Consider the following 25,523-nt stretch of genomic DNA (forward strand, 5'->3'; position numbering starts at 1 on the left):
AGAGGGCGACCTGCGGGAGAACGGCGGCTACCACGCCGCCAAGGAGGAGCAGGGCAAGGTCGAGGCCCGGATTCGCTACCTCGAGGACTTCCTGCGCAACGCCCACGTCGGCGAGGCGCCCGCCGCCCGCGAGGTGGGGGCCGGCAGCGTGGTGACCGTGGCCTTCGACGACGACCCGGACGACACCGAGACCTTCCTGCTGGGCTCGCGCGAGATCTCCGCGACCACCGACCTGACCGTGTACAGCCCGGAGTCCGCGCTGGGCGCGGCCATCCTGGGCCACTCCGAGGGCGACACGGTCTCCTACACCGCCCCGTCCGGCGTGGATCTCAAGGTCAAGATCACGAAGCTGGAGCAGTTCGAGGGCTGAGATCGCGAAGGTGGCATGATCTCGTCCATGACGTCGCTTGTCACCGTCGACGAGGTGTACGCCGCGCGCAAGGCGCTGTCCGGGGTCACGCGCGTGACGCCGATGGAACCCGCGCGCGGCATGGAGAACGTGCCGGGCCCGGTCTTCCTCAAGTGCGAGAACGTGCAGCGCGCCGGGGCGTACAAGGTGCGCGGCGCGTACGTGCGGATCGCGCGGTTGTCGAGCGAGGAGCGGGCCCGCGGCGTCGTGGCCGCCAGCGCCGGCAACCACGCCCAGGGCGTGGCCGTGGCTGCGGCCGCGTTGGGCGCCAAGGCGACCGTCTTCATGCCCGCGGGCGCCCCGCTGCCCAAGGTGGCCGCCACCCGGGGCTACGGCGCCCACGTCGAGCTCATCGGCGACACAGTGGACGAATGCCTGGAGGCGGCGCGGGACTTCGCGCGGCGCACCGGCGCGGTGTTCATCCACCCCTTCGACCACCCCGACGTGATCGCCGGCCAGGGCACGGTGGCGCTGGAGATCCTCGAGCAGTGCCCCGAGGTGAAGACCATTGTGGCCGGTGTCGGCGGGGGCGGCCTGATCTCCGGGATCGGCGTGGTGTGCAAGGCTCTGCGGCCCGACGTCAAGGTGATCGGGGTGCAGGCGGCCGGTGCCGCGGCCTTCCCGCCCTCGCTGAAGGCCGGGCGCCCGGTGCGGCTGCCGTCGTACGCGACCATCGCCGACGGCATCAAGGTGGGCAAGCCCGGCGACATCACCTTCCCGCACGTGGCCGCGCTGGTGGACTCGGTCGCCACCGTGTCCGATGAGGACATATCGCGCGCCGTCCTGGTCCTGTTGGAGCGCAACAAGCTCCTGGTGGAACCGGCCGGGGCCGTCGGAGCCGCCGCCCTGCTGGCGGGCGTGCTGGACGCCGAGCCGCCGGTGGTGGCGCTGCTGTCGGGCGGCAACATCGACCCGCTGCTGTTGTTGCGGCTCATCGAACACGGCCTGTCCGTCACCGGGCGCTTCCTGCGCTGCACCGTGCGCTGTGCCGACCGCCCCGGCGTGCTGGCCTCCATGCTGGGCCTGATCGCCGAGCGCGGCGGCAACGTCGTCGACGTCATGCATCAGCGCCACGACCCGAAGCTGCGGGTCGGCGAGGTCTCGGTGGCGCTGTCGGTGGAGACCCGCGGCGACGACCACGCCGCGCATCTGTTGTCCGCCCTGCGGGACGCGGGCTACACCTTGACGCTGCGGGAGGCGGGCGGCCACTAGGATTTCCATCCGTGGCCAAAGCGTTGGAAGAACAGCTGGACCCGGGATGGGCCAAGGCATTGCGACCGGTGGCGGATCGGATCGCCGCGATGGGGGAGTTCCTCCGCGAGGAGGTGAACGCCGGGCGCACCTATCTACCCGCGGGCGAGAACGTGCTGCGGGCCTTCAAGCAGCCCTTCGCCGACGTTCGCGTCCTCATCGTCGGCCAGGACCCCTACCCCACGCCGGGACACGCGATCGGGCTCAGCTTCGCGGTGGCGCCCGAGGTGCGCCCGATCCCCAAGAGCCTCGTGAACATCTTCAACGAGTACCGCGAGGATCTCGGCTATCCCTTGCCCACCAACGGGGATCTCACGCCGTGGACCCGCGAGGGCGTCCTGCTGCTCAACCGGAGCCTCACCGTGGCGCCCGGCCGCCCCGCCTCGCACCGCGGCAAGGGCTGGGAGGCGGTGACCGAGCAGGCGATCAAGGCGCTGGCCGAGCGCGGCGGGCCGCTGGTGGCGATCCTGTGGGGGCGCGACGCCCGCAACCTGCGGCCGCTGCTGGGCGACGTGCCGTGCGTGGAGTCGGCGCACCCGAGCCCGATGTCGGCGCGTAGCGGCTTCTTCGGCTCGCGGCCCTTCAGCCGCGCCAACGAACTGCTGAAGCCGCAGGGCTCCGCCGGGGTGAACTGGCGGCTGCCGTCGCCGCAGGACTAGCGCGTACCGTTGATCCCGTGATCGAGATACTCGCCGACAAGGGCCAGAACAACTTCGGCGACACTGTCAGCGACGGCCTGGCGGGGCCCACCGGGTTGTTCATCATCGTGGTGCTCGCCGTGGTGACCGTGCTGCTGATCCGCAACATGAACAAGCGCATCAAACGCCTGCCCGCCGAGTTCCCGCCCCCGCCGGGGTCGGAGTCGGCCAAGGGCGACGGCAACGACTGAGCGTTTCCGACCGAAGAATCCCTCGTGCGTCCGCACGGGGGATTTTTTGATGCCCGATACGCCGTTGCGAACACAATGATGTAATGTTGTAAGTGACACTACGACGTTGCATGGTTATCAGACGATTCGCGCTGTGGGAGGTGGGAGATGCATCCCAAGGACAACACCGGTAGCTGGCGCTACGCCGACGTTCCGCACGCCGACGACGCCGCGTCCTGGATCGCCGGGCGGGTGCCGGACGACTGGTTCGTCGACATCCCCGAGGTCTCCGCCGACCGCGACGAGCTGATCATCATCGGCAACCTCGAGGAGCCGATCCACGAGCCCGACGCCACCGAGGCCGACCGGGCCGCCGCCGAAGAGGCGCGGATCAGCCGCTTCCGCGAGGCCACCAGAGACTCCCGAGTCCAGATCTCCCAACAGATCCAGCACCGATACCAGCGCCGCGCCAGCTGGGGTGCGGCGTGCGGCTCGACTCGCATCGTGTTCACCCATCAGACGATCCCCGTGATGTCGCGACTCCGTCAGCCCGAGCGTCGGGTACTGGACACCCTCGTGGACTCCGGTGTCGCACGATCGAGGTCGGACGCATTGGCCTGGTGTGTGCGGTTGGTGGGCGAGCACGCCGACTCCTGGCTGGCCGAGCTGCGCTCGGCGATGTCGGGCGTGGACGAATTGCGTCGCAAGGGCCCGGAGATCACCTGACGTGCGGCACGCCCACGCCGCGAGGTGGGGACCCACAGTGGAGGCGTCGGCCTCGGACCCGGAGGGGAGTGCGAGGCCGACGCAACCATACGCGTGAAGCACCGATCGCGAGCCCCGCGACGTGGGGTTTCGCCCCCGCAACGGGCGCCGACCAGCCCCCGCGCCGAGCGGTAGGCTAACCCGCGTGGCGATGCGTGATCTGTTGTACCGGGTGTACGAAAAACGGCTTGCGGCTCAACTGGTCGACAAACCGCTACCCAAACACGTGGGCGTCATGGTCGACGGCAATCGCCGCTGGGCCAGGGAGATGGGCTTCGTCAACCCCAACGACGGCCACCGGGTCGGCGCCGAACACATCAAGCGCCTCCTGCACTGGTGCGACGAGATGGGCGTCGGCCACGTCACCGTGTGGCTGCTGTCCACCGAGAACCTCTCCCGACCCGCCGCCGAGCTCGACCCGCTGCTGCAGATCATCGAGGACCTCGCCGTGGAACTCGCCGCCGACGGTCAGCCCTGGGAGCTGAGAACCGTTGGCGCCCTTGACCTCCTGCCCGCCCACCACGCCACGGCCATCAAGGACGCCGCCGAGCGCACCTCGGGCCGCACCGGCGGGGCCGTCATCAACCTGGCGATCTGCTACGGCGGCCACCGCGAGATCGCCGACGCGGTGCGCTCCCTGCTCCAGGAGTACGCCCGCGGCGGCAAGACCCTCGACGAGGTCGCCGACCTGATCGAAGAGGGCCACATCGCCAAGCACCTCTATCTCCACGGCCAGCCCGCCCCCGACCTGCTGATCCGCACCAGCGGCGAGCAGCGGCTGTCGGGCTTCCTGCTGTGGCAGTCGGCGTACTCCGAGTTCTACTTCTGCGACATGAACTGGCCCGACTTCCGCCGGGTCGACTTCCTGCGCGCCCTGCGTTCGTACGCCGGACGGCAACGCCGCTACGGCGCCTGAACGCCGTTAGGTTGCTGTGGACCTGCTCACCTCCTGATTCACACGCGTCACACAAAATCCACCGTCCCGGTGGTTTGGCCTCGTTACTTCGTGCTCAGCCCTTGTCGCTGCGGGTTTTCCGCTGGCAGGGTTCGCTGCCGTGCCCGCCGGCGCCCCCAAAAAACCGCCGGTCAGGGCATCGACAGTGTTCGACGAGCGAAGAGGACTGACAGTGAGCGACAGCTCCCCCGAAGACCGCGAGCCCGAAACCGGAACCGAAGACACACCCCGCAATCACCGTCGGCGATCGATCCGCAACTGGTCGCTGGGACTGCGACTCGGTCTGTTGGGCGCGCTGGTCCTGGTGATGATCGGCGGCGTGTGGGCCGGCGTGACGGTCGGGTCCGACACCCCTCACACCAAACCCGCCGCGTCCGAAAGGGACTTCGGAGGGCCGGAGCCGGACGCGGACCGCTACAAGCAGCGTCCGTTGCCGAGCCCCTCCGACACGACCTCGAAGGACGAGCCGAAGCAGGAGAACAAACCCAAACCCAAGGAGACCAAGCCGACCCAGCCGAAGAAGCCCGCCATCCCGGCCGGCTGCGGCGACTACTCCGGCAACCAGCTCATCGCCTGCCAGAAGCTCGACGACTTCGGCTTCGGCACCGGCCAGATGAGCTGCCTGGTCCCGATGTGGAACCGCGAGAGCGGCTGGAACCCCTCGGCGGCCAACCCCTCCGGCGCCTACGGCATCCCGCAGGCGCTGCCCGGTTCGAAGATGTCCACCTCCGGCGGGGACTGGGAGTCGAACCCGGCCACCCAGATCGACTGGGGCCTGGGCTACATCGCCGACCGCTACGGAGACCCGTGCTCGGCGTGGAGCTTCTGGCAGGCCAATAACTACTACTAGGGGCGTTTTCGTCCGCCTCGGCACGTTCGGCGCGCCGCGCATCGTCCGCTCGGGTGAATTCCGGGTCGACGGGCGCGGCGCGCTTTCGGGTGCGTTACACGGGTTTCGTGGGGCGCGACCTGGAGCGCGATATGCGGTATGGTGTCCGGCGGCGCTCTTTCAGTGAACGTCGCCGGATTGCAATCCCGGCCCGCGTCGGGCAGGGTGGTTCCGGCGTCGCGCCCGGCGCCGCTGACCCTGTTGCCTGCGGAAGGAAACTGCGCGAGTGGTTCCCCGTTTGACTAAGCTGGCATGCCGAGCCTTCGCGGTTCTGCTGCTGCTGGCCGGAGTCGCCATCGGCGTCCACCTCGGACTGACCGAGAACGGCACCACCCCGGCCCACAAGACTCACGAGCTGGCCGCGGACGACCTGCGTGACGACAATCAACAGCAGGAAGCCGCCCGCGACTGGCACGCCAGGTACGCCCAGACCGCCGCGTCCCAGGACGCCGGCCAGAAGGCCGACTCGCTCGCCGACATCGCGACCGACCAGGCCAAGGCGCTCGACCACAGCTACGCCAAGGCCAAGGAAGACGCCAAGAAGAAGAAGGAAAGCGGCGGCGGCAGCGTCGACGTCGGCCCGATTCCCGACAGCTGCAAGGAGTACGGCGGTAACCGCGCCGTCGGCTGCGCGCGGATGCTGGACGCCGGCTTCGGCCTCGACCAGATGCCGTGCCTGGACAAGCTGTGGAACAAGGAGAGCGGCTGGAACGTCCACGCCTCCAACGGATCGGGGGCCTACGGCATCCCCCAGGCGCTGCCCGGAGACAAGATGGCGTCGGCGGGCGACGACTGGCAGGACAACCCGAGCACCCAGTCCAAGTGGGGCCTGCAGTACATTTCCGGTCGCTACAGCAATCCCTGCGGTGCCTGGCAGCACTCCGAAGACACGGGTTGGTACTAGACCAACCACTCCACACCACCGCTACGGTTGAGGTCGACGGACGTCGAAGCTCGACAGTGGCGGTGGTGTGTTCATGGATACGGTCGATCTCGCGATCATCGGGGCCGGGCCGACGGGCCTGTTCGCCGCGTATTACGCGGGCTTTCGGGGACTGTCGACCGTGGTGGCCGACGCGCTGCCCGAGCCGGGCGGGCAGATCACGGCGATGTACCCCGAGAAGCTGATCTTCGACGTGGCGGGCTTCCCCGAGATCCGGGGCCGCGACCTGGTGGACAACCTGGTGCGGCAGGCCGCGACCTTCGAGCCCCGGTATCTGCTGGGCACCCGCGCCGAGACCCTGGAGTACGTCGACGACAGGCCGGTGCTGGGGTTTTCGGACGGGACGCGGCTGGAGTGCGGATCGGTCATCATCACCGGCGGGCTGGGGAGCTTCTCCTCGCGGCCGCTGCCCGCGGCCGACGCGTTCGGCGGCGAGGGCGTGGTGTACTTCGTACCCGAGCTCGCCGTCCACTCGGGACAGGACGTGGTGGTGGTCGGCGGCGGCGACTCCGCCTTCGACTGGGCGCTGGCCCTGCACCCCATCGCCCGCAGCGTCACGCTGGTGCACCGCCGCGAGCGGTTTCGCGCCCACCCGGGCAGCGTGGAGCGGGTGCGCGGCCTCGGCGTGCCCATCGTCGTCAACGCCCAGGTGACGCGGATCCTCGGCGACGGACGCGTCGACGGCGTCGAGATCGCCGTCAAGGGCGAGGATTCCGAGCGCCGCTACCCCGCCGACGCGGTGATCGCCGCGCTCGGCTTCACCGCGGACCTGGGGCCGCTCACCGAGTGGGGGCTCGAGCTCGACAAGCGGCACATCCGCACCGACACCACGACGGCCACGAACCTGCCCCGGGTGTTCGCCGCCGGCGACATCGCCGAGTACCCCGGAAAGGTGCGGCTGATCGCCACGGGTTTCGGCGAGGCCGCCACCGCCGTCAACAACGCGGCGGTGGCGATCAATCCCGACGCCCATATATTCCCGGGGCATTCAAGCGAGAATGGTTAAAGGGTGCCGTCGAAGTCCACCATGGAATAGCTGCGGAGCTTTTCCAGTCGATGGTAGGAATCGATGATGCGGGTGGTTCCCGACTTCGATCGCATGACGATGGATTGCGTATAGGCGCCGCCGCGTTGATATCGCACGCCGCGCAACAAATCCCCGGACGTCACGCCCGTGGCGCAGAAGAACATGTTCTCCCCGGTGACGAGGTCCTCGGTCGTCAGCACCCGGTCCAGATCGTGCCCGGCGTCGATGGCCTTGGCGCGCTCGGCGTCGTCCTTGGGCCACAGCCGGGCCTGCATCGCGCCGCCCAGGCAGGTCAGCGCCACCGCGGTGATGATGCCCTCGGGGGTGCCGCCGATGCCCATCAGGACGTCGACGTCGCTTTGCTCGCGGGCCGCCGAGATCGCGCCGGCCACGTCGCCGTCCGAGATGAACTGGATCCGGGCGCCGGTGTCGCGCACCTCGCGTACCAGGCCCTCGTGCCGGGGACGGTCCAGAATGCACACCGTGACGTCGGAGACGGCGCCGTGTTTGGCCGCGGCGATCCGCCGCAGGTTCTCGGCCACGGGCGCGGTGATGTCGATGACGTGGGCGCACTGGGGGCCGACCGCCAGCTTCTCCATGTAGAAGACCGCGGAGGGGTCGAACATGGCGCCGCGCTCGGCCACGGCCAGCACGGCCAGGGCGTTGGGCATGCCCTTGGCCATCAGGGTGGTGCCGTCGATCGGGTCGACGGCCACGTCGACGCCGGGGCCGGTGCCGTCGCCGACGGATTCGCCGTTGTACAGCATCGGCGCGTGGTCCTTCTCGCCCTCGCCGATGACGACGGTGCCGCTCATCGGCACCGAGTTGATGAGCTGGCGCATCGCGTCGACGGCGGCGCCGTCCCCGCCCTCCTTGTCGCCGCGGCCGACCCAGCGGCCCGCGGCCATCGCGGCGGCCTCGGTGACCCGCACCAGGTCCAGGCCGAGGTTGCGGTCGAGTTCTTCGGTGGTCCGTGCGTTCTCAGATGGGTTGGCCGACATAGCGTGATGCCTCCTTATACCGGGCGTGCTTGAGTCGCATCTTGGCAAACCCGGGCCGCGTCACGCCGAGGCGGGTCGGTGGCGGCGGGCCGGCGGGCATCGGCGACGATGGACGCATGAGCGCCGCGACCGGCCGGAAACCCGCCACACCCCGCCGTCCCCGGGACATGCTGCTGTCCCTGGCGGTGCTGCTGGTGCCGATCGCGGTGATCTTTCTGGGCTGGCGCTTCCTGACGGGCGGCACCGACGCCAGCCCGATCGACCCGCGGCCGTCCTACGACGAGGCGTCCGGCGCCGGGCTGGACGTGCGCGAGCCCAGCGGGTTGGGCGACGATTGGGTGCCGATCAGCCAGGACGTCAACCAGTCGGGCGGCGCGGTGACGCTGCGGGTGGGCTTCTACACCCCCGACGAGGCGGGCGCGCAGCTCATCGAGAGCGACGGCCCCGCCAAGCGGCTGATCGGCGAGGAGCTCGGCAAGGCGCCGAAGGAGACCGGCGTGTTGTCCACTAAGTATCCCGACTGGAAGACCTACATCACCGTCGACGGCAACAACGCGCTGGTGTATTCGACCGACGATCTGACCATCATCGTGCACGGTGACGCCTCTGTGGACGAGCTGGGGAGCCTGGCCCGCGCGCTCAAGTGAGCGCCCTGCGATCAACAATCCGCACCGAACGCGCGGTCTTCGTGCGCGCTCGGTGCCGCTCCGCGCCCCCGATCACCGGACCATCCGCTGTGGATGATTTAGTCGCGCCGCGGCCCATAATTGCGAGAGCTCGCAGTAAAGACACTTTTATGTTTCCATGTCCGGATTCGAGTAACCGTTCGTTAACCATTGCGGCTAAAAGGCTTGAAAGATTGCGGATGTTGCTAATTCGTGATCTCACCGCGGTTCCCAACCCGGTGGTCGTGAAGTAGGTTCATGCCAAACGAGACGCTGGTCACGGCGAGAATCGAATCGAGGTGGCATGGTCACGACGGACGCCGAAACCGCGGCACAGCCGCGACAACGATCCCAGTTGCTAGCGCCGTTGCTATTCCTGTGGCGAAGCTACGTGCTCAGACGTATCGTCCGCGCCCTGTTCTCGATCTACATCGTCGCCACGGTGGTGTTCTTCCTGCTGCGGCTGCTGCCGGGCAACCCCGTCGAGGTCTACATCGGCAAGCTCACCTCCAACGGAACCCCGTACCGGGAGGCCGCCGCCCAGGCCGCCTCGCTCTACACCTTCGACCCCAACGAGCCATTGTGGAAGCAATATCTCGATTATCTGTGGGGCGTGGCGCATCTCGACTTCGGTAAAACGCTCGCGCATGTGAGCGTCATGGGCAACATCGGCCAGCACCTGCCGTGGACCATATTCAGCGTCGGCGGTGCGCTGGTGATTTCGGTGGCCGTCGGCCTGCTGCTGGGAATGGCGATGGCCTACCGGCGCGGCGGCATCCTCGACAACCTCTCCTCGGCGATCGGGTCCACCCTGTACGCCATCCCCAACTACCTGCTCGCCCTGCTGGTGGTGGCGATCGGCAGCACCCAGCTGGGGCTGTTCGACATCGCCGACGTCCGCGGCACCCACACCGACGGCGTCGAGATCGGCTTCAACGCCACCTTCTTTGGCGACGCGGTCTACCACGCCGCGCTGCCGATGCTCATCTACTTCCTCACCACCGTCGGCACCTGGGCGCTGATCATGAAGGCGTCCACGGTTCAGACCCTGGAGGAGGACTTCGTCATGGTGGCCCGGGCCCGCGGCCTCGGCGGCCGCCGGATCGGCTCGATGTACGTGGGCCGCAACGCCGTGCTGCCGCTGGTGGCGCAGATCGCCACCCAGGCCGGATTCGTCGTCGGCGGCGCCATCTTCGTGGAGTACATCTTCAACTACGACGGCATCGGCGGCACGCTCTACGCCGCGATCAACTCGCGCGACTACTCGCTGGTGCAGGGGATCCTGCTCATCATCACGATCGTGGTGATCCTGGCGAACCTGCTGGCCGACCTGACGTACGGGCTGCTCGACCCGCGCATCCGCACCGCAGGAAAGAGGTGAACCGTTGACCGCGCTGACCCCGACCCCCGGCGCCGCCAGCCGAGGCATGCTGTATCGCCTGACCCGCAGCAAGAGCGGAGTCGCCGGGTTCATCCTGGTGGCCCTGATCGTGGGCCTGGCCGTGCTGGGGCCGCTGTTCGTGCCCGACGTCCACCAAAACGTGCGCGACCTGTCCACCGGCCCCAGCGCCGAGCACTGGCTGGGAACCGACAACACCGGGCGCGACGTGTGGGACCAGATCGTCGTCGGCGGCCGCACCGTCCTGTGGGTGGGTGTGGGCGCCGCGCTCATCACCACCGTGATCGCGGTGGCACTGGGTTCGCTCGGCGCGTACCTGCGGGGTCGCACCGACGCGTTCCTGTTGCAGTTCACCGACATCGTCATGACGATCCCGCAGATCGTGCTGCTGGCGGTGCTCGGCGCGTTCTTCGAGATCGAGTCGCCCACGGCGCTGGCCATCATCATCGGCCTGCTGGAATGGCCGATCCTGATGCGGTCGATCCGGGCGCAGGTGCTGTCGCTGCGGGAACGCGAGTTCGTGGAAGCCGCCCGGCTGCTGGACCTGGGCACCGGGCGCATCGTCTTCACCGAGATCGTGCCCAACATGGCCGGCTACATCCTGATCAACTTCATCATCGCCGTCACCAAGGCGATCTTCGCCCTGGTGGGTCTGTACATCCTCGGTCTGGCCCCGATGTCGGGCATCAACTGGGGAATCATGATCCGCCTGGCGTGGAAGTACGGCGCCATCGACCTGCCGGACACCATGATGTACATGCTCGGCCCGGTCATCATGATCGCCTTGCTCCAATTGGGACTGGTGATGCTGAGCCGGTCGCTGGAAGAGGTCTTCAACCCTCGGCTCCAGGAAGGATGAGCGGTGAACGACAAACCGATCCTGTCCGTGAATGACCTGCGTGTCGACTACCGCACCGGCGCCGGGCAGACCGCCCACGTCATCCGGGGCATCGACCTGGAGCTGTACGAGCGGCAGTCGCTGGCCCTGGTCGGCGAGTCCGGCTGCGGAAAGTCCACACTGGCGCTGAGTCTGCTGCGGCTGCTTCCCAAACTGGGCCGGGTGACTGGCGGCAGCGTCACCTACCGCGGCGCCGACGGCACCGAGACCGACGTCCTGGGTCTGAACGGCAGGGCTCTGCGCGGCTGGAGGTGGAGCGAGGTGGCGATGGTCTTCCAGGGCGCCATGAACGCCTTCAACCCGGTGCTGAAGATCTACGACCAGTTCGCCGACACCATGCGGGCCCACGCGGATTCCAAGCCCTCCAAGAAGGACGTGTACGACCGGGCCGCGGCCGTCCTGGAGTCGGTGCGGCTCGACCCGGCGCGGGTGCTGCCGTCCTACCCGCACGAGCTGTCGGGCGGCATGCGGCAGCGGGTGCTGATCGCGCTGAGCCTGCTGCTGGAGCCCCGCATCCTGGTGCTGGACGAACCCACCACGGCCCTCGACCTGCTCACCCAGCGCGCCATCGTGGACATGCTGCACGAGCTGCGCGCCGAGCTGGGCTTCGCGATGATCTTCGTGTCGCACGACCTGCCGCTGGCCAGCGAGCTGGCCGACCGGGTGTGCACCATGTACGCCGGCCGGGTCATCGAGACCGGCACCGTGGCCGACACCTTCACCGACCCGCGCCACCCGTACACGGTGGGCCTGATCAGGGCGGTGCCGCCGGTGCACGCCGGGGCGGAGGAGCCGATCTCGATCCCCGGCACGCCACCGGATCTGGCCGACCTGCCCGCCGGCTGCACCTTCCGGCAGCGCTGCGCGTGGGCGGTGGACGAATGCGCCGAGGCCGAACCCGGCCTGGAATCGGTGACCGGTCGCGGAGGCGGCATGGACCACGCGGCGGCGTGCCTGCGCTGGGACGCGGTGCGGCTGCACGACCCGGAGGTGTCGAAATGACCGACGAAGCGCCCCTGATCGCGTTGAAGAACGTGTCGCAGGTCTTCGATACCAAGCGCGGCAAGGTTCCCGCCGTCCGCGACGTGTCCCTGGAGGTCAACGCCGGCGACGTGCTGTGCCTGGTCGGGGAGTCGGGCTGCGGCAAGACCACCACGGCGCGGATGGCCGCGGGCCTGGCCCCGCCCTCGGAGGGCACCGTGGAGTTCAACGGCCGCGACATCACGAAGCTGGATTCGGCCGCGCGCAAGGACTATCGCAAGTCCGTCCAATTCGTCCACCAGGACCCGTACGCCTCGCTGAACCCGATCCGTTCGGTGTACGGCACCCTGGCGGCGCCGCTGCGCAAGCACGGCCTGGCCAAGAACAAGAAGGAGGCCTGGGCCCAGGCGGCGGCCCTGTTGGAGCGCGTCGACCTCACCCCGGCCGACAAGTTCCTGCCGAAGTATCCGCACCAGATGTCGGGGGGCCAGCGGCAACGCGTCGCGGTGGCCCGTTCCCTGAGCCTCCAACCGAAGCTCATCGTGGCCGACGAGGCGACGTCCATGTTGGACGTGTCCATCCGGGTCGGCGTGCTGCGTACCCTGACCCGGCTGCGTACCGAGCTGAACGTCGGGTTCGTGTTCATCACCCACGACCTGGCGATCGCGCGCTACTTCGGCACCGGCGGAAACATCGCCGTGATGTACCTGGGCCGGGTGGTGGAGTTCGGCCCCACCGCCGACGTGATCGCCAACCCGCAGCACCCCTACACCAAGGCGCTGCTGGCCGCGGTTCCGGAGATCGATCCCGAACAGCGGCTGGCGCACGACTCCGGTGTATCCAAGGTGGACATTCCGAGTCTGACCGACCTGCCCACCGGATGCACGTTCCATCCCCGCTGCCCGCTCTACCGACCCGGTGACTGCGACACAGTGGAACCCAATCTGTCCTTCGTGGATGCCGGACGCGAGGTGGCCTGCCACGTGGTGTCCGAGACCGTCGACGCCGCCAGGGGGGAATGAGCCATGCTCCTGGTGGGACGCGTCGTCCTGCAACTGGCGGCGTTCGTCATCGTCGGCTCGCTGCTGGCGGTCGCCTCCACCTCGTCCGGCACGCCCGAACACGTCATCTCGTTTTTTGCCCTCGCGATCGGCCTGGCGGCCCTCGCACTCACCGTGGTCCTGATCCGGCTGAGCCGGAAGGACCGTCCCTCCAAGGAGAATCAATGAAAGACATCGATCTGTCGCGGCGTCGACTTTTTCAAGCCATCGGGCTCGGCGCCGCCGGGGCCGCGGGCCTCGGCGGGCTGGCCGCCTGCAAGGCCGACGGCGCGGTCAAGGACAAGGGTGGATTCGACGGTGGCTATCCGTACATCAAGAAGGCCGACGGCGGTTCGTTCAACCTCTCGGGGTTCCCGTACGCCCCGATCCCGGAGCTGTTCCTGACCGGCCTGTACATGGACATCCTGTGTCTTCCCTCGGGCTACTGGTACTGGGACGCCAAGAAGTGGGAGTACCTGCTGGCCGAGAGCGGCGAGCTGGACAAGAAGTCCAACACCTTCACCATGAAGATCCGCAAGAATCTCAAGTGGAGCGACGGCAAGCCGATCACCGCGGACGACTACCTCACCACCTTCCGGCTGTGCTGGATCCGCAGCAACCCGATGTGGGCGTCGATCTCCGACATCTCCGCCCCCGACGACCACACCATCACGGTGAAGCTGCACAGCCCCGAGGCCGTCATCGACCGCTACATCCTGCGCACCAACGTCATCGCGTCGCACGCCACCGACGGCAAGGGCAAGAAGTACAGCGACTTCGCCGATGAGGCGGCCGACCTGATCAAGGCCGGAAAGTCGCAGACGTCCAAGGAGGCGTCGGCGCTCAGCAAGAAGCTCTCCGACTTCCGTCCGTCCAAGCTGATCACCTCGGGTCCGTTCACCCTGGAGGCCAAGGACTACGGGGCCTCGAACCTGATCCTCACCAAGGCCAAGAACGGCTTCGCCGCGGACAAGATCAAGTTCGACCACATCACGGTCCACTGGGGTGAGACCCCGCAGATCGAGCCGCTGGTGGAAAACGGTTCGGTGGACTACGCCTCGCACGGCTTCAGCCCGCAGCAGGAGAAGAAGCAGCGCAGCCTCGGCCTGCGCATCGTCCGTCCTCCGACATACTCGGGCCCGGCGCTGTTCTTCAACTTCAAGGAGGTCCCGGAGTTCAAGGACGTGCGGGTGCGCCGCGCCATCGCGCACGCCGTCAACCGCAAGGACGCCGGTTACGTCGCGCTGGCCAAGTCCGGCCCCGCCGTGAAGTACATGTGCGGCTTCAGCGACATTCAGGTGCCCGACTGGCTGTCCGACGCGGACCAGGCCAAACTCGACAAGTACGAGCACGACACCAAGAAGGCCGAGGACCTGCTGAAGCAGGCGGGCTGGAAGAAGAAGGGCGGCAAGTGGACCACCAAGGAGGGCAAGCCCGCCAAGTGGACGGTCAAATGGCCCGGTGACTACGCCGACTGGTCGGGCGCCGGGGAGAGCCTCGTCGACCAGCTCAACGACTTCGGCTTCGATCTCGACCACAAGGACGTGGAGTCCACGACCTACAACCCCGAGATCGACAAGGGCAACTGGCAGTTGGGTATCCAGACCTGGGGTTCCTCGCAGCACCCGCACCCGCACTTCGCGTTCGTGGCCGACCTGTTCACCCACAACACCCCGATCGCCAAGAACAACGGTGGCGACGGGATGGCCTTCGACCTGAAGGTGAAGACCGACGCCTTCGGCGAGGTGGACCTGGAGGAGCTCACCAACAAGGCGGGCCAGGGCCTCAACGAGGACGAGCAGAAGAAGAACATCACCAAGGTCGCGCTGGTGTTCAACGAGCTGCTGCCGATCGTCCCGATCTGCGAGCGGCTGTCCAACAGCCCCGTCAAGGAGGGCTCGGACGGCCGCGTCAAGAAGTTCCCGGCCGGCGACGACCCGATCTACAAGAACTCGCCGTACGCGGACAACCCCATCGCCATGGCGATGCTGACCGGAAAGCTCCAGCCCAACAAGTAGCACTGGCGCGGGCGGGGGCCGAGCGGCTCCCGCCCGCGTTCGTCAGTTGTTGTGGTCGTTGACCCAGCCCAGCCAGGAGCCGAAGGCCCCGGCCGCGGCGAAGACGATGAGCAGGATGAACCCGATCAGGGAGACCCATCCCAGCACGATCCCGGCCGTGGCCAGCCCGCCGCCGGCGTTGCCGCGGTCGCGGATCTGCCGCTTGGCCACGTAGCCGAAGATCAGCCCGAGAATCCCCAGTGGATTGCACAGACCCACCAGCGACACCACGAACGACGCGATCGCCATCGCGTTCATCTCGCGGACCGGCGGCCGGGACGGCTCGTGAGTGGTTTCGGAATCAGACATCGCTTTCTCCCCTCAGAACGGCACGACGTTCGGCGCGCAGCTCGCGCAGGCGCGCCATGATGCGCTTGGTGAACCGCACCAGCGCCCGGGCCTCGGCGACGGACGCCACCTGGGGCGGCGCCTCGGCCAGCGGCAGCCCCGCGGTCTCGGGCAGGAACGCCACGGCCACCAGGCCGATGGCGCCCGACACCATCAGGTAGTACGCCGGGATCATCGAGTCGTGTGTGGACGACACCAGCGCCTGGGTGAACAGAGGGGTGGTGCCGCCGAACGCCGACACCGACACGTTGAACCCGACGGCCATCGCGGTGTAGCGGATGTGGGTGGGAAACAGCGCGGGCAGGGTCGCCGCCGAGGTTCCGGCGTAGCAGGCCAGCACGGCGGCGAGCACGACGACGCCCACCAGGGGCGCGGCGGTGCCTCCGGCGGCGATCAGCAGGAAGCACGGTATCGCCACCGCGATCTGCGCGATGGCGCCCAGCGCGAACAGCTTTCTTCGTCCGAAGTGGTCACAGGCGCGCCCCACGAAGGTGATGGTGGCGACCACGAACAGCATGGCCATCAGGATCAGCGCGTCGGCGAAGCCGTCCGAGCGGTGCATCTCCTTGGTGAGATAGGTGGGCAGGTAGGACGTGACCATGTAGTTGGTGACGTTGTACAGCAGCACCAGCCCGACGCACACCAGCAGCGGGCGCCAGTAGTGGGCGAGGGTGTCGCGCAGCAGCCGGGCGCCGGACTTCTGGTGAACGTCCAGATTGCCCTGATGCTCGTCGAGCTGGGTCTTGAAGGCCGGGGTGTCCTCCAGTTTGAGTCGAATGTAGAGGCCGATGGCGCCCATCGGCCCGGCCACCAGGAACGGGATCCGCCAGCCCCAGCTGAGCATGGCGTCGTGGCTCAGCAGCATCGTCATGATCGTGACGACGCCGGAGCCGATGGCGTAACCGATGAAGGTGCCGAAGTCCAGGAAGCTGCAGAAGAACCCGCGGCGCCGGTCCGGGGCGTACTCGGCGGTGAAGGTGCTGGCGCCGCCGTACTCGCCGCCGGTGGAGAAGCCCTGCACCAGCCGCGCCAACAGCAGCAGGATGGGGGCGGCGATGCCGATGGCGCGGTAGGACGGGATGATCCCGATGGCGAAGGTGCCCACCGCCATCACCAGCATCGTGGTGGCCAGCACCTTGGTGCGCCCGATGCGGTCGCCCAGCGGCCCGAAGAACAGCCCGCCCAGCGGGCGCACCAGGAACGCCGCCGCGAAGGTGGCGAAGGAGGCCAGCAGCTGGGTGGCGGGGTTGCCGCCCGGGTAGAACACGGCGCCGATGGTGGCGGCCAGGTAGCTGTAGACGCCGAAGTCGTACCACTCCATGCAGTTGCCGATGGCGGCGGCGGCGGTGGCGCGCCGCAGCTGGGGCGCCTCGACGACCGTGACGTCCTTTTCGGTCAGGGCGCTGCCCCGTCGGGCCAGGAACCGCTCCCACCAGTGCTCGACCCGTTCCGGTACCGCCTGTTCGGACATCCGATCGACCTCCCGATGCCGAATCTAACGGACACCGGCGGTCTACACGGTCATAGTCGTCAATTCGTGCGGGGCGGGCGCGGGCTCGCGGCGATCGCGATGCTTCCCACCACAGCGATGCCGAGGGGCAGCAGGGCGAGGAAATATCCCAGCCGCCAGCTCATCGTCGTGGAGACGACGCCGGAGATGAACGGCGCCAGCACCGCCACCGCGACGCCCGCGCCCGCGAGCACCGCCGTGACGGCGCGACCGGATGCCCCAGTGGACAGTGCCATCGCGACGGACACGGCCCACGCCAGCCCCGCCCCGACTCCGATCAGCAGCTTGCCGACGATGAGGACGACCGCGTTGGGGCACAGGCCGACGGCCAGCGAGCCGAGGCCCATGGCGACCACGCCCGGCACCGCGACCGCTATCGGGATCCGGCGCCCCAGGAACCCGGCGGCGGCCCCGGCGGCGGCCGCGACCACCGCGGCGATGATCCCGGAGAGGAACAGCGACTGCGGGGCGTGCAGATCGACGATCCAGGACCGGCCGGTGGCGCCCAGGTCGGCGGTGAACAGGTACGCGCCGGTCAGGGCCGCGAGGCCCGGGCCGATGATCGTCCATAGCGGATATTCGGGGCTGGCGGGGGCGGGCTGCATGGCCGCAAGATTAGACCACCGAGGCGGCGGCGGCGCGCGGCCGACGGGCGGCCCTGAGGTACTGGCGGGGCCAGGAGATCGCGTCGCCGAGCTCGCGGGCGGCGTGCAGCGCCCAATAGGGATCGCGCAGCAGCTCGCGGCCGAGCAACACCGCGTCGGCCTCGCCGTCGGCGACGACGCCCTCGGCCTGGCGCGGCTGGGTGATCTCGCCGACGGCGGCCACGGGCAGGCCGGTCTCCCGCCTCACCCGCGCGGCCATCGGCACCTGGTAGCCGGGCCCGACCGGGACCGTCACGCCCGGGACGTTTCCTCCACTGGAGACGTCCAGCAGGTCGACGCCGTGCTCCGCGAGCCGTCCGGCCAGCCGCACCGTGTCGTCGGGGCCCCAGCCCTCGCGCGGGTCGTCGGCGTTCTCGGCGACCCAGTCGGTGGACGAGGCCCGGAAGAACACCGGCAGCTCCGCGGGCCACACCGCGCGCACCGCGTCCACCACCTCGAGGGCGAGCCGGGCGCGGTTGTCGAAGGACCCGCCGTAGGCGTCGGTGCGGTGGTTGCTGTGCGGGGACAGGAAGTTGTGAATCAGGTAGCCGTGCGCGCCGTGCACCTCGGCGACCCGGTACCCGGCCGCCAGCGCGCGGCGGGCCGCGGCGGCGAATTCGTCCACGATGCCGCGGATCTCGGCGGTCGACAACTCGTGGGGGACAAGGAAATCCGCGTCGTACGCCAGGGCGCTGGGGCCCTGCGGCGTCCAGCCGCCCTCAGCGGCGGTGAGCGGGCGGTCGCCGCGCCACGGCTGGCTGGTGGCGGCCTTGCGCCCGGCGTGGGCCAACTGGACGGCGGGGACGGCCCCCGCCTCGGACACGAATCGCGCGATCCGCGCGTGCGCCTCCTGCTGGCGCTTCGTCCACAGTCCCAGGTCGCCGGGGCTGATCCGGCCGTGTGACGACACGGCGGTCGCCTCGGTCATCACCAGTCCGGTGCCGCCCACGGCGCGGCTGGCCAGGTGCTGGAGGTGCCAGTCGGTGGGCGCGCCGATGTCGGGGCCGGAGTCGGCGGCGGAGTACTGGCACATCGGGGCCATCCACACGCGGTTGGGGATGGTGAGGGATCGCAGGGTGATCGGTTCGAACAGGGCGCTCATGGCGCGGCTCCTCAAGGGGCGTCGATTAGTACGATGATTAACGTATCACGACGAACATCGTACTACGAAGCATGTAGTACTATTGCGGACCTGGAAAGGAGGTGCCCGCCATGACCCGACCCGAGACCGCCCGCGACCTCACCCACCCCGCCCGCGAGGACATCCACCTGGGGGCGGTGCTCCACGCGCTGTCCGACCCCAGCAGGCTCCAGATCGCCCGCCTGCTCGACACCCTGGGCGACGAGACCTCCTGCTCGGTGATGGACCTGGAGGTCAGCAAGTCGACCACCACCCACCACTGCCGCGTCCTGCGCGAGGCGGGCGTGATCCGCCAGCGCTACCAGGGCACCGCCAAGCTCAACGCGCTGCGCCGCGCCGACCTCGACGCCCGCTTCCCCGGACTCTTGGACGCGATCCTCGGCGCCGCCGACGAATGCCTCCACGGCGGACCACACCACCGCTGATCTCAGTCGCGAAGGGACCTTCCGCGGCGAGCGAGCTCCTCGTCGAGGATCCGCACCGCCTTGGGTCCCACGCCGTGCAGATCCAACAGCCGGCCCCGCGTCCACCCGGCGGCTTCGTCGAGCGTGGACACTCCCGCGGCGTGCAGCGCGCGGGTGGCGGGCCGGCCGATCGCGCTCGGCAGGTCCCCGTCGGACGCCGCCGACTCGGCGATCGCGGCGGTGAGCCGTGCGGGGGCGCGGTGTTTCCATGCCTCGGCCACCAGGGCGTTGAGCGCCACGCCGTTGATGTCGGCCAGCCGCACCCGCAGCCCGATCGTGGCGCCGCCGCGGCGCAGCCGCTCCGCCCCGGGCTGGCGCTCGACGGCGTCGGCGACGGCCGCCTCGGGCAACCGAAGCTGAACCCAGCCGTCCTTGGTGACCGACGCGAAACCCTTGCCCGCCACCGAAAACGCCACCATGCCGAAGTGGGTACCCTCCTCGGCCTCGGGCATCGCCGACGCGGCCTTGCGCAGTTGCGCCTTCGTGGTCACGAATCCTCCCCAGTGGACGCATCCAGCGGGACGCGACCCGTCACCACCAGCAACAACCGCCGCGCCGTCATGCGATGCGTCCGTCCGTCCCCGATCGCGGCATCGACATCGGTGGCCTCCAGGCGCTTCCCGGCCAGGTCGACGCCGAAGAACGCGAGATTGCGCCCGCCCGCCGACGCCAGCACCAGCCCGATCCGCTCCGGCGGCGGTCCCTCGAGCCCCAGCGGCTCGGTGATGTCCAGCCCGTGGATCACCTCGTGCGACAGCGCCCCCGCCTGGCCGCCGCCCGGCGGCTGCCACGGGTGGCGGACGTTGGCGCCGTACAGTTCCGCCAGGTCACGGTCGCCGAGTCGCGCGGTGGCCGCGCGGGCGTCGCGGTCGGCGAAGCGGTTGAAGCGGAAACCCGAGCGCAGCATCCCGCCCAGGAATCCCAAGCCCGACAAGCGAAACGGCATGGTCATGTGCGCGAGAACCTCCCGCACCCGCCAGCCGTCACACAGCGAATCGGCCGCCCACTGCGGCGCGCCGAGGTCGGCGAACAACCCCGCCAGCCGCTCGCGCTCGGCGAAGGTCTCCTCGGCGATGCGAGGATCGGTGCCTGCCATGACGTGATGTCCTTCCCTGGTCCGTTCCATCGTCACCCCTGATACGAACGGCCGCGCGGAAACTCATCGGTCGGGATCGACGGGCAGCCCGAATTCGGCGAAGCGGTCCCCGCTGCCCAGGAAGGTGACGATCTGCCCGACGCGACCGCCGCGCGGCTCCACCGCGATGATCGCGAACGGCCGCGGCCGTCCCCGCGCGTCGGGGCGGTACTGGCCGAACCCGGGCACGCCGTTCACCACCGTCGGCAGCAGGCGATCGCCCGCGCACGCGTCGCTCGACGTCATGAGCGCCGCGATCGTCTCCCCGCCGCGCAGCCACCACGCGAACGGCGGCATCGAGGTCGTCGCGTCGTCGCACAACACCGCCGTCATCTCCGCCACGTCGTGCGACTCGAACGCGGTCACATACCGCCGCAACAGTTCCCGCTGCGCGTCGTCGCCGGGATCGAACACGTCGCCGGGCGCGGGGCGGTCCGCCTCCAGCACCGCCCGGCCCCGCTGCAGGGCGCTGTTCACCGACGCCACCGTGGCATCCAGCACCTCGGCGGCGTCCCGCGCCGAGAAGCCGAGCACGTCCCGCAGCACCAGTACCGCCCGCTGCCGCGGCGGCAACCGTTGCAGCAGGGCCACGAACGCCAGGCGGACCGTCTCCCGCTCCAGCAGCACATCGGCCGGGTCGGCCGCGGCGAACAGCCGCCGATCGGGCATCGGCTCCACCCACCGCTCCGCGGCCAACGGCGTCCCCAGCGCGCCGTCCTCACTGGCGGGGCCCAGGTCCATCGCCAGCGCCCGCCGCTTCGCCCCCCGCAGCATGTCGATGCACACGTTGGTGGCGATGCGATACACCCACGCGCTGACCGTCCCCCGCGCCGCGTCGAACGTGTCGCTGCGGGCCGCCTTGATCATCGTCTCCTGCACCGCGTCGTCGGTGTCGGCGGCGGACCCGAGCATCCGATAGCAGTACCGCGTCAACGGGCCGCGCAGCTCTTCCAACTCCACCGACGGCACTGACGCCATGATCCGGTCACCTCCGCGGACATTGTGCACCCGAGGGGTGTCACGGGAGGACGTTGAGTACCAGGGCGAGGGTGCCGACCGTCTGCATGAGAAAGGTGGTTCCCGCGTGCATCCCGATCGACAGGCGCAGGTCCTTCCTGTGCCACACCAGCCAGGGACCGGGCAGGAAGAAGATCACCCGCGACACGATCACCCACGGCGACCACAGGTGGTAGATGGAGAACAGGACGGTGTTGACGACGGGTGCCCAGTTCCCGAGCCGGGCAAGGCGGGGCAGCAGGAAGCCGCGGAAGTACAGCTCCTCGATGATCGGGTACGACAGTCCCGTCAACGGAATGCACGCCGCCAGCGTGGCGACCATGACCGCGTGCGGGTAGTTGTCGAGGTACGCGGTGGCGCTGCCGCCCGCGCCCTCGAACGGCACCCACGTGAAGAACCATGCGTAGACGCGGCTGTCCAGGACGGTCAGCGCCGTCGACACCACCAGGAACCAGACGATGAGCGCGGCGACGATCGCGACGAGCCTCCCGCGTGTCGTCGGCCTGCCCGTGAAGCCGATGACGCCGCGCAGCGAGAACCGTCCGTTGCGGCGGCGACCCAGCCACAGCAGCAGGCCCAGCTCGAATGGCACCAGCGCGATGCCCATGGCGATCGCCCAGCCCAGGAACGACGGGTAGCCGAGGGAGGCGACGAACGGCTCGGCGATGAGCAGATACGCGGCGACGATCAGGACTCCGGGGATCAGGTGCAGCGCGATCGACAGCGGCAGCGAGTGGCGGTCGGCCAACAGACGCGCGGCGATCCCGCTCGGCCGGTCGTCTCTTGTGGTGGGTGGGAGTTCGGGTGTGGTTCGCATGTCGTCGAGGATCGCCGTTTCGGCGGACACCGCCCTGACATGGCGCTGACACCGTGAGCCTGCTCGGCAAGGGATCCGCGAAACCGTGGCAAGATCGGCGGGTGCAGATTGGGATGCTGGGGCCGTTCGAGGTTCGCGCGGGCGACGACGTGGTCGACGTGCCGGGCGCGCGGCTGCGGGGGCTGCTGATCGCGCTGGCGCTCCAGCCGGGCCGGGCCGTGGCGAAGGCGTCGCTCATCGACTGGATCTGGGGCGAGCACCCGCCCGCCGACGCCACGAACGCCTTGCAGCGCCTGGTTTCCCGCCTTCGCAAGCTGCTACCTGACGGCGCGATCGAGGGCCAGACCGACGGGTACCGGCTGCTGGTCGACCCCGATGACGTCGACGCCGTCCGATTCGAACGCCTCGTCACGCACGCCCGCGACGAGCCCGACCCGCGGCGGCTGCGCCAGGGGCTGGGCCTGTGGCGCGGGGCCGCGATGCTGGACGTCGGCCTCACCGAAAGCCCCGCCCTCGACGCGGCGGTCACCCGGCTGGAGGGCCTGCGCCTCACCGCGATGGAGGACCGCTACGACGCCGAGATCGCCCGCGGCGGAGGGTCCGAGCTGGTCACCGAGCTGTCCGACCTGGTGGCGGCGCACCCGGTGCGCGAGCGGCTGGTGGCGGCGCTGATGCGCGCCCTCGTGGCGTCCGGCCGGGACTCCGAGGCGCTGTTGGCGTACCAGCGCGCTGGCGAGGCCCTGGCCGAGACCCTCGGCGTCGACCCGTCGCCGGAGCTGTCCGCGGTGCACGTCGCGGTGCTGCGCGGCGAGCTGGGACGCCGGGAAACCAAGCGCGACACCAACCTGCGGTCCGAGCTGACCAGCTATATCGGCAAGGACGCCGACGTCGCGGCCGTCGCCGGGCTCGTCGCCGACCACCGTCTCATCACCCTGATCGGGCCGGGCGGCTCGGGCAAGACCCGGCTGGCCACCGAGACCGCGCGCACCCTGATCGGCGACTTCGCCGACGGCGCGTGGCTGGTCGAGCTGGCCCCGATCGGAACGGACGGCGACGTCGCGCAGGCGACCATCGCCGGGCTCGGCCTGCGCGACACCCTGCTGGGCGGGGCGCCGAACGCCGAGCCGGTCGAGCGGCTGATCGCCGCGGTCGCCGAGCGCGAAACCCTGGTGGTGCTGGACAACTGCGAGCACGTCATCGAGGCGGCCGCGGCTTTCGCGCACCGCGTGCTCGGGGAGTGCCGGCGGCTGCGCATCCTGGCGACCAGCCGGGAACCGCTCGGCATCACCGGGGAGGTGCTGTGGCCGGTAGTCCCGCTGGGGGTGCCCGAGGAGGGCGCCGACCCGGGCGCGATCGAGGCGTCCGCCGCCGTCCAGTTGCTGCGCGACCGGGCGCGCGCGGTGCGCCCCGGTTTCGCGGCCGACCCGCCCGCGCTGTCCACCATGGCGCGGATCTGCCGCGCGCTGGACGGGATGCCGCTGGCGATCGAGCTGGCCGCCGCCCGGCTGCGCACCATGTCGCTCGACCAGCTCGCCGAGCGCCTCGCCGACCGCTTCCGCCTGTTGACCGGCGGCAGCCGCACCGCGCTGCCCCGCCACCGCACCCTGCGCGCCGTGGTCGACTGGAGCTGGGAACCGCTCAGCGACGCCGAACGCGCGGTGCTGCGGCGGTTGTCGGTGTTCTCCGGCGGCGCGAGTCTCGAAGCGGCCGAACGGGTCTGCGCGGGCGGTGGCGTCGAGCCCGACGACGTGCTCGAGCTGCTGACGGCGCTGACGGACAAGTCGCTGCTGGTGCCCGCGGGCGACGGCGCACCCCGCTACCGGATGCTCGGCACCATCCGCGAGTACGCCGCGCAGCGCCTCGCCGAGGCCGCCGAGACCGAACCGACCCGCCGCGCCCACCTCGCGCACTTCACGGAGCTGTGCGAACGCGGCGAACCGCTGCTGCGCCGCGCCGCCCAACTCGAATGGCTGTCCATTCTGGAATCAGACCACGACAACATCGCCACCGCCATGCGCGGCTCCCTCGCCTCCGCCGACGCCGCGGCCGCGATGCGGCTGGGGGTCGCCGCCGGGTGGTACTGGTGGCTCAGCGGGCACAAGGCCGAGGGCATGGAGCTGCTCACCGCCGCCGACGACCTCCCCGGCGACGTCGGCGACGACGCCCGCGCCACGGTGTACGCCCTGCTGGTGCTGTTCGTGACGACCGGACCCGGGGACGAACACCAAGCGGCGCAATGGATCCGAAAGGCGCAGCACTTCCAGGGCCGCATGTCGGGCCGCCACCCCGGCCAGCGCCTCATCGACGCGATGGTCCGCCTGCTGGACGGGCCCGAGGCCGCCCTGACCGCCTTCGACCCCGTCCTGGACGACGAGGACCCGTGGGTGCGCGCCATCGCCCGGCTGCAACTCGGCAAGATGCGGGTGATGTCGGGCCACGACCTGGCGGGCGCCGACCGCTACCTCGCGGAGGCACTGGCGGAGTTCCGAGCGATCGGGGAACGCTTCGGCATCTCCTTCGCGCTGGCCGAGCGCGCGGACCTGATCGCCACCCGCGGCGAGCTCGCCGCCGCCTGCGAGCTCTACGAGCAGGGCGCAACGGTCGTCGCCGAGATCGGCGCCGTCGACGACATCATTCGCCTGCGGGCCAGGCAATCCCAGCTGTACTGGCTGCTGGGCGACCACGCCGCCAGCGCGGCCTCCATGGCCGAGGCCGAACACCACGCCGCCGGCGTCACCTGGCCCGGCACCCTGGCCGTGCTCGCGCTGGCCAAGGGCGAGCTGGCCCGCTGGGGCGGCGACGCGGCCGAGGCGCGCCGCCAGCTCGACATCCTGACGGCCGTGCTGGGCGACGAGGCCGAACGGGCCTACATCCGCGCCACGATCGAGGACGTCCGCGGTTACCTCGCCGACGACATCGACGCGGCCCGCGAACACCGCGACGCGGCGGTCACGGCGGCGTCCGAGGCGGGAAACGCGCTGGTGATCGCGCAGGCCGTCGTCGGCGTCGCCGACCTGGCGCTGCGCCGCGACGCGCCCGAGCAGGCCGCGCGGCTCCTCGCCTGCGCCGCAGCGCTGCGCGGCACGCCCGACCGCGGCCACCCCGACCCCGCCCGCATCGCCGACGAGGCACGGCGCCGCCTCGGCGAGGAACGCTTCGCTGAGGCGGCGCGGGAGGGTGCCCAGGCGAGCTGGGGCGAACTGGTCGCGGTCACGCTCGGCTCGTGAACGGCCGTGGCCCCGATCGCTGGATCGGGACCACGGCGACGGCGTCTCATTTCCCGTCGAATGCACGAACGT

General features: G+C 69.9%; 26 protein-coding genes and 1 pseudogene. 18 read left to right on the forward strand and 9 right to left on the reverse strand.

The window, feature by feature from the left end; translation table 11 throughout:
- From VE172_RS10695 to VE172_RS10735, 9 genes and pseudogenes are all read left to right on the forward strand, one after another.
- Positions 1-370: GreA/GreB family elongation factor (locus VE172_RS10695; protein WP_324801016.1), on the forward strand; the 370-nt coding region annotated here is incomplete at its 5' end.
- A gap of 27 nt (positions 371-397) precedes the next feature.
- Positions 398-1,621: a threonine ammonia-lyase gene (gene ilvA, locus VE172_RS10700; RefSeq protein WP_324801019.1), complete on the forward strand. Its 1,224-nt coding sequence runs from the start codon at positions 398-400 to the stop codon at positions 1,619-1,621.
- Positions 1,622-1,632: 11 nt separating this feature from the next.
- Positions 1,633-2,319: a uracil-DNA glycosylase gene (locus tag VE172_RS10705; RefSeq protein WP_324801022.1), complete on the forward strand. Its 687-nt coding sequence runs from the start codon at positions 1,633-1,635 to the stop codon at positions 2,317-2,319.
- Positions 2,320-2,336: 17 nt separating this feature from the next.
- Positions 2,337-2,528, forward strand: a pseudogene (locus tag VE172_RS10710) (hypothetical protein); the annotation flags it as partial.
- Positions 2,529-2,696: 168 nt separating this feature from the next.
- The gene (locus VE172_RS10715) at positions 2,697-3,254 is read left to right on the forward strand and encodes a hypothetical protein (RefSeq protein ID WP_324801028.1); all 558 of its coding nucleotides are present in this window, start codon (positions 2,697-2,699) and stop codon (positions 3,252-3,254) included.
- Between the two features lie 190 nt (positions 3,255-3,444).
- On the forward strand, positions 3,445-4,209 hold the full coding sequence (locus tag VE172_RS10720) for an isoprenyl transferase (RefSeq protein ID WP_324801116.1): 765 nt from the start codon (positions 3,445-3,447) through the stop codon (positions 4,207-4,209).
- A 211-nt stretch (positions 4,210-4,420) separates the two neighbouring features.
- Positions 4,421-5,098, forward strand: a complete 678-nt coding sequence (locus tag VE172_RS10725; protein ID WP_324801030.1) for an aggregation-promoting factor C-terminal-like domain-containing protein — start codon at positions 4,421-4,423, stop codon at positions 5,096-5,098.
- 277 nt (positions 5,099-5,375) lie between these two features.
- A complete protein-coding gene (locus VE172_RS10730; RefSeq protein WP_324801032.1) occupies positions 5,376-6,041 on the forward strand; it encodes an aggregation-promoting factor C-terminal-like domain-containing protein in 666 nt (221 codons plus the stop codon).
- A gap of 73 nt (positions 6,042-6,114) precedes the next feature.
- Entirely contained in the window at positions 6,115-7,086 is a 972-nt protein-coding gene (locus VE172_RS10735) for an NAD(P)/FAD-dependent oxidoreductase (protein WP_324801035.1), read from the forward strand.
- Here VE172_RS10735 and glpX read toward each other — a convergent pair.
- Positions 7,083-8,108 (reverse strand): class II fructose-bisphosphatase, encoded by a 1,026-nt coding sequence (glpX, locus tag VE172_RS10740; protein WP_324801037.1) that lies wholly within the window; start codon positions 8,106-8,108, stop codon positions 7,083-7,085. The genes VE172_RS10735 and glpX overlap by 4 nt on opposite strands.
- Positions 8,109-8,224: 116 nt before the next feature.
- Between glpX and VE172_RS10745 the strand changes: the two genes are divergently transcribed.
- The 7 genes from VE172_RS10745 to VE172_RS10775 all read left to right on the forward strand — a co-directional run bounded on the left by VE172_RS10745 (position 8,225) and on the right by VE172_RS10775 (position 15,109).
- Entirely contained in the window at positions 8,225-8,755 is a 531-nt protein-coding gene (locus tag VE172_RS10745; RefSeq protein WP_324801040.1) for a DUF4245 domain-containing protein, read from the forward strand.
- 409 nt (positions 8,756-9,164) lie between these two features.
- Positions 9,165-10,154, forward strand: coding sequence for an ABC transporter permease (locus VE172_RS10750; RefSeq protein ID WP_324801042.1), 990 nt, complete (start codon positions 9,165-9,167; stop codon positions 10,152-10,154).
- Between the two features lie 4 nt (positions 10,155-10,158).
- Positions 10,159-11,031 carry an ABC transporter permease gene (locus VE172_RS10755; protein ID WP_324801044.1) on the forward strand — a complete coding sequence of 291 codons (873 nt, stop codon included), beginning with the start codon at positions 10,159-10,161 and terminating at the stop codon, positions 11,029-11,031.
- A gap of 3 nt (positions 11,032-11,034) precedes the next feature.
- Positions 11,035-12,072 carry an ABC transporter ATP-binding protein gene (locus VE172_RS10760; RefSeq protein ID WP_324801047.1) on the forward strand — a complete coding sequence of 346 codons (1,038 nt, stop codon included), beginning with the start codon at positions 11,035-11,037 and terminating at the stop codon, positions 12,070-12,072.
- Positions 12,069-13,073 (forward strand): ABC transporter ATP-binding protein, encoded by a 1,005-nt coding sequence (locus VE172_RS10765; RefSeq protein WP_324801050.1) that lies wholly within the window; start codon positions 12,069-12,071, stop codon positions 13,071-13,073. Before VE172_RS10760 ends, VE172_RS10765 begins: the two co-directional genes overlap by 4 nt.
- Before the next feature lie 3 nt (positions 13,074-13,076).
- Complete coding sequence (locus VE172_RS10770; RefSeq protein ID WP_324801052.1) at positions 13,077-13,280, forward strand: hypothetical protein; 204 nt, start codon at positions 13,077-13,079, stop codon at positions 13,278-13,280.
- On the forward strand, positions 13,277-15,109 hold the full coding sequence (locus VE172_RS10775) for an ABC transporter substrate-binding protein (protein WP_324801055.1): 1,833 nt from the start codon (positions 13,277-13,279) through the stop codon (positions 15,107-15,109). Before VE172_RS10770 ends, VE172_RS10775 begins: the two co-directional genes overlap by 4 nt.
- 42 nt (positions 15,110-15,151) lie before the next feature.
- Here VE172_RS10775 and VE172_RS10780 read toward each other — a convergent pair whose 3' ends face one another.
- Genes VE172_RS10780 through VE172_RS10795 form a run of 4 tightly spaced genes read right to left on the reverse strand, consistent with a single transcriptional unit; the run spans position 15,152 to position 18,752 of the window.
- A complete protein-coding gene (locus VE172_RS10780) occupies positions 15,152-15,457 on the reverse strand; it encodes a DUF4190 domain-containing protein (RefSeq protein WP_324801057.1) in 306 nt (101 codons plus the stop codon).
- Complete coding sequence (locus VE172_RS10785) at positions 15,450-16,967, reverse strand: MFS transporter (RefSeq protein WP_324801061.1); 1,518 nt, start codon at positions 16,965-16,967, stop codon at positions 15,450-15,452. Before VE172_RS10785 ends, VE172_RS10780 begins: the two co-directional genes overlap by 8 nt.
- Before the next feature lie 59 nt (positions 16,968-17,026).
- Positions 17,027-17,611 (reverse strand): MFS transporter, encoded by a 585-nt coding sequence (locus VE172_RS10790; protein WP_324801064.1) that lies wholly within the window; start codon positions 17,609-17,611, stop codon positions 17,027-17,029.
- A 10-nt stretch (positions 17,612-17,621) separates the two neighbouring features.
- Positions 17,622-18,752 (reverse strand): NADH:flavin oxidoreductase/NADH oxidase, encoded by a 1,131-nt coding sequence (locus VE172_RS10795; RefSeq protein WP_324801067.1) that lies wholly within the window; start codon positions 18,750-18,752, stop codon positions 17,622-17,624.
- Positions 18,753-18,862: 110 nt separating this feature from the next.
- Here VE172_RS10795 and VE172_RS10800 point away from each other — a divergent pair, with 110 nt between their 5' ends.
- Complete coding sequence (locus VE172_RS10800) at positions 18,863-19,216, forward strand: ArsR/SmtB family transcription factor (RefSeq protein WP_324801070.1); 354 nt, start codon at positions 18,863-18,865, stop codon at positions 19,214-19,216.
- Between the two features lie 2 nt (positions 19,217-19,218).
- Here the strand turns inward: VE172_RS10800 and VE172_RS10805 are convergent, their stop codons facing one another.
- The 4 genes from VE172_RS10805 to VE172_RS10820 all read right to left on the reverse strand — a co-directional run bounded on the left by VE172_RS10805 (position 19,219) and on the right by VE172_RS10820 (position 22,224).
- Positions 19,219-19,746: a hypothetical protein gene (locus tag VE172_RS10805; protein WP_324801073.1), complete on the reverse strand. Its 528-nt coding sequence runs from the start codon at positions 19,744-19,746 to the stop codon at positions 19,219-19,221.
- Complete coding sequence (locus VE172_RS10810; RefSeq protein ID WP_324801075.1) at positions 19,743-20,351, reverse strand: maleylpyruvate isomerase family mycothiol-dependent enzyme; 609 nt, start codon at positions 20,349-20,351, stop codon at positions 19,743-19,745. The genes VE172_RS10805 and VE172_RS10810 overlap by 4 nt, the downstream gene beginning before the upstream one ends.
- Positions 20,352-20,414: 63 nt before the next feature.
- Positions 20,415-21,368, reverse strand: a complete 954-nt coding sequence (locus VE172_RS10815) for an RNA polymerase subunit sigma-70 (protein WP_324801078.1) — start codon at positions 21,366-21,368, stop codon at positions 20,415-20,417.
- A 40-nt stretch (positions 21,369-21,408) separates the two neighbouring features.
- Positions 21,409-22,224 carry a CPBP family intramembrane glutamic endopeptidase gene (locus VE172_RS10820; protein WP_324801081.1) on the reverse strand — a complete coding sequence of 272 codons (816 nt, stop codon included), beginning with the start codon at positions 22,222-22,224 and terminating at the stop codon, positions 21,409-21,411.
- 101 nt (positions 22,225-22,325) lie between these two features.
- Between VE172_RS10820 and VE172_RS10825 the strand changes: the two genes are divergently transcribed.
- Complete coding sequence (locus tag VE172_RS10825; RefSeq protein WP_324801084.1) at positions 22,326-25,451, forward strand: ATP-binding protein; 3,126 nt, start codon at positions 22,326-22,328, stop codon at positions 25,449-25,451.
- Positions 25,452-25,523 lie beyond the last annotated feature (72 nt).

The sequence above is a fragment of the Stackebrandtia sp. genome (assembly GCF_035643755.1).
In the GTDB taxonomy this organism is placed as follows: domain Bacteria; phylum Actinomycetota; class Actinomycetes; order Mycobacteriales; family Micromonosporaceae; genus Stackebrandtia.

Bases quoted from the DNA above. Each gene is read 5' to 3' on its own strand.
- ilvA (WP_324801019.1), top strand. From the start codon at position 398: ATGACGTCGCTTGTCACCGTCGACGAGGTGTACGCCGCGCGCAAGGCG.
- VE172_RS10735 (WP_324801035.1), top strand. From the start codon at position 6,115: ATGGATACGGTCGATCTCGCGATCATCGGGGCCGGGCCGACGGGCCTG.
- VE172_RS10810 (WP_324801075.1), bottom strand. From the start codon at position 20,351: ATGGCAGGCACCGATCCTCGCATCGCCGAGGAGACCTTCGCCGAGCGC.
- VE172_RS10815 (WP_324801078.1), bottom strand. From the start codon at position 21,368: ATGGCGTCAGTGCCGTCGGTGGAGTTGGAAGAGCTGCGCGGCCCGTTG.
- VE172_RS10780 (WP_324801057.1), bottom strand. From the start codon at position 15,457: ATGTCTGATTCCGAAACCACTCACGAGCCGTCCCGGCCGCCGGTCCGC.
- glpX (WP_324801037.1), bottom strand. From the start codon at position 8,108: ATGTCGGCCAACCCATCTGAGAACGCACGGACCACCGAAGAACTCGAC.
- VE172_RS10720 (WP_324801116.1), top strand. From the start codon at position 3,445: ATGCGTGATCTGTTGTACCGGGTGTACGAAAAACGGCTTGCGGCTCAA.
- VE172_RS10790 (WP_324801064.1), bottom strand. From the start codon at position 17,611: ATGCAGCCCGCCCCCGCCAGCCCCGAATATCCGCTATGGACGATCATC.
- VE172_RS10765 (WP_324801050.1), top strand. From the start codon at position 12,069: ATGACCGACGAAGCGCCCCTGATCGCGTTGAAGAACGTGTCGCAGGTC.
- VE172_RS10785 (WP_324801061.1), bottom strand. From the start codon at position 16,967: ATGTCCGAACAGGCGGTACCGGAACGGGTCGAGCACTGGTGGGAGCGG.
- VE172_RS10715 (WP_324801028.1), top strand. From the start codon at position 2,697: ATGCATCCCAAGGACAACACCGGTAGCTGGCGCTACGCCGACGTTCCG.
- VE172_RS10820 (WP_324801081.1), bottom strand. From the start codon at position 22,224: ATGCGAACCACACCCGAACTCCCACCCACCACAAGAGACGACCGGCCG.
- VE172_RS10745 (WP_324801040.1), top strand. From the start codon at position 8,225: ATGAGCGCCGCGACCGGCCGGAAACCCGCCACACCCCGCCGTCCCCGG.
- VE172_RS10770 (WP_324801052.1), top strand. From the start codon at position 13,077: ATGCTCCTGGTGGGACGCGTCGTCCTGCAACTGGCGGCGTTCGTCATC.
- VE172_RS10800 (WP_324801070.1), top strand. From the start codon at position 18,863: ATGACCCGACCCGAGACCGCCCGCGACCTCACCCACCCCGCCCGCGAG.
- VE172_RS10775 (WP_324801055.1), top strand. From the start codon at position 13,277: ATGAAAGACATCGATCTGTCGCGGCGTCGACTTTTTCAAGCCATCGGG.
- VE172_RS10795 (WP_324801067.1), bottom strand. From the start codon at position 18,752: ATGAGCGCCCTGTTCGAACCGATCACCCTGCGATCCCTCACCATCCCC.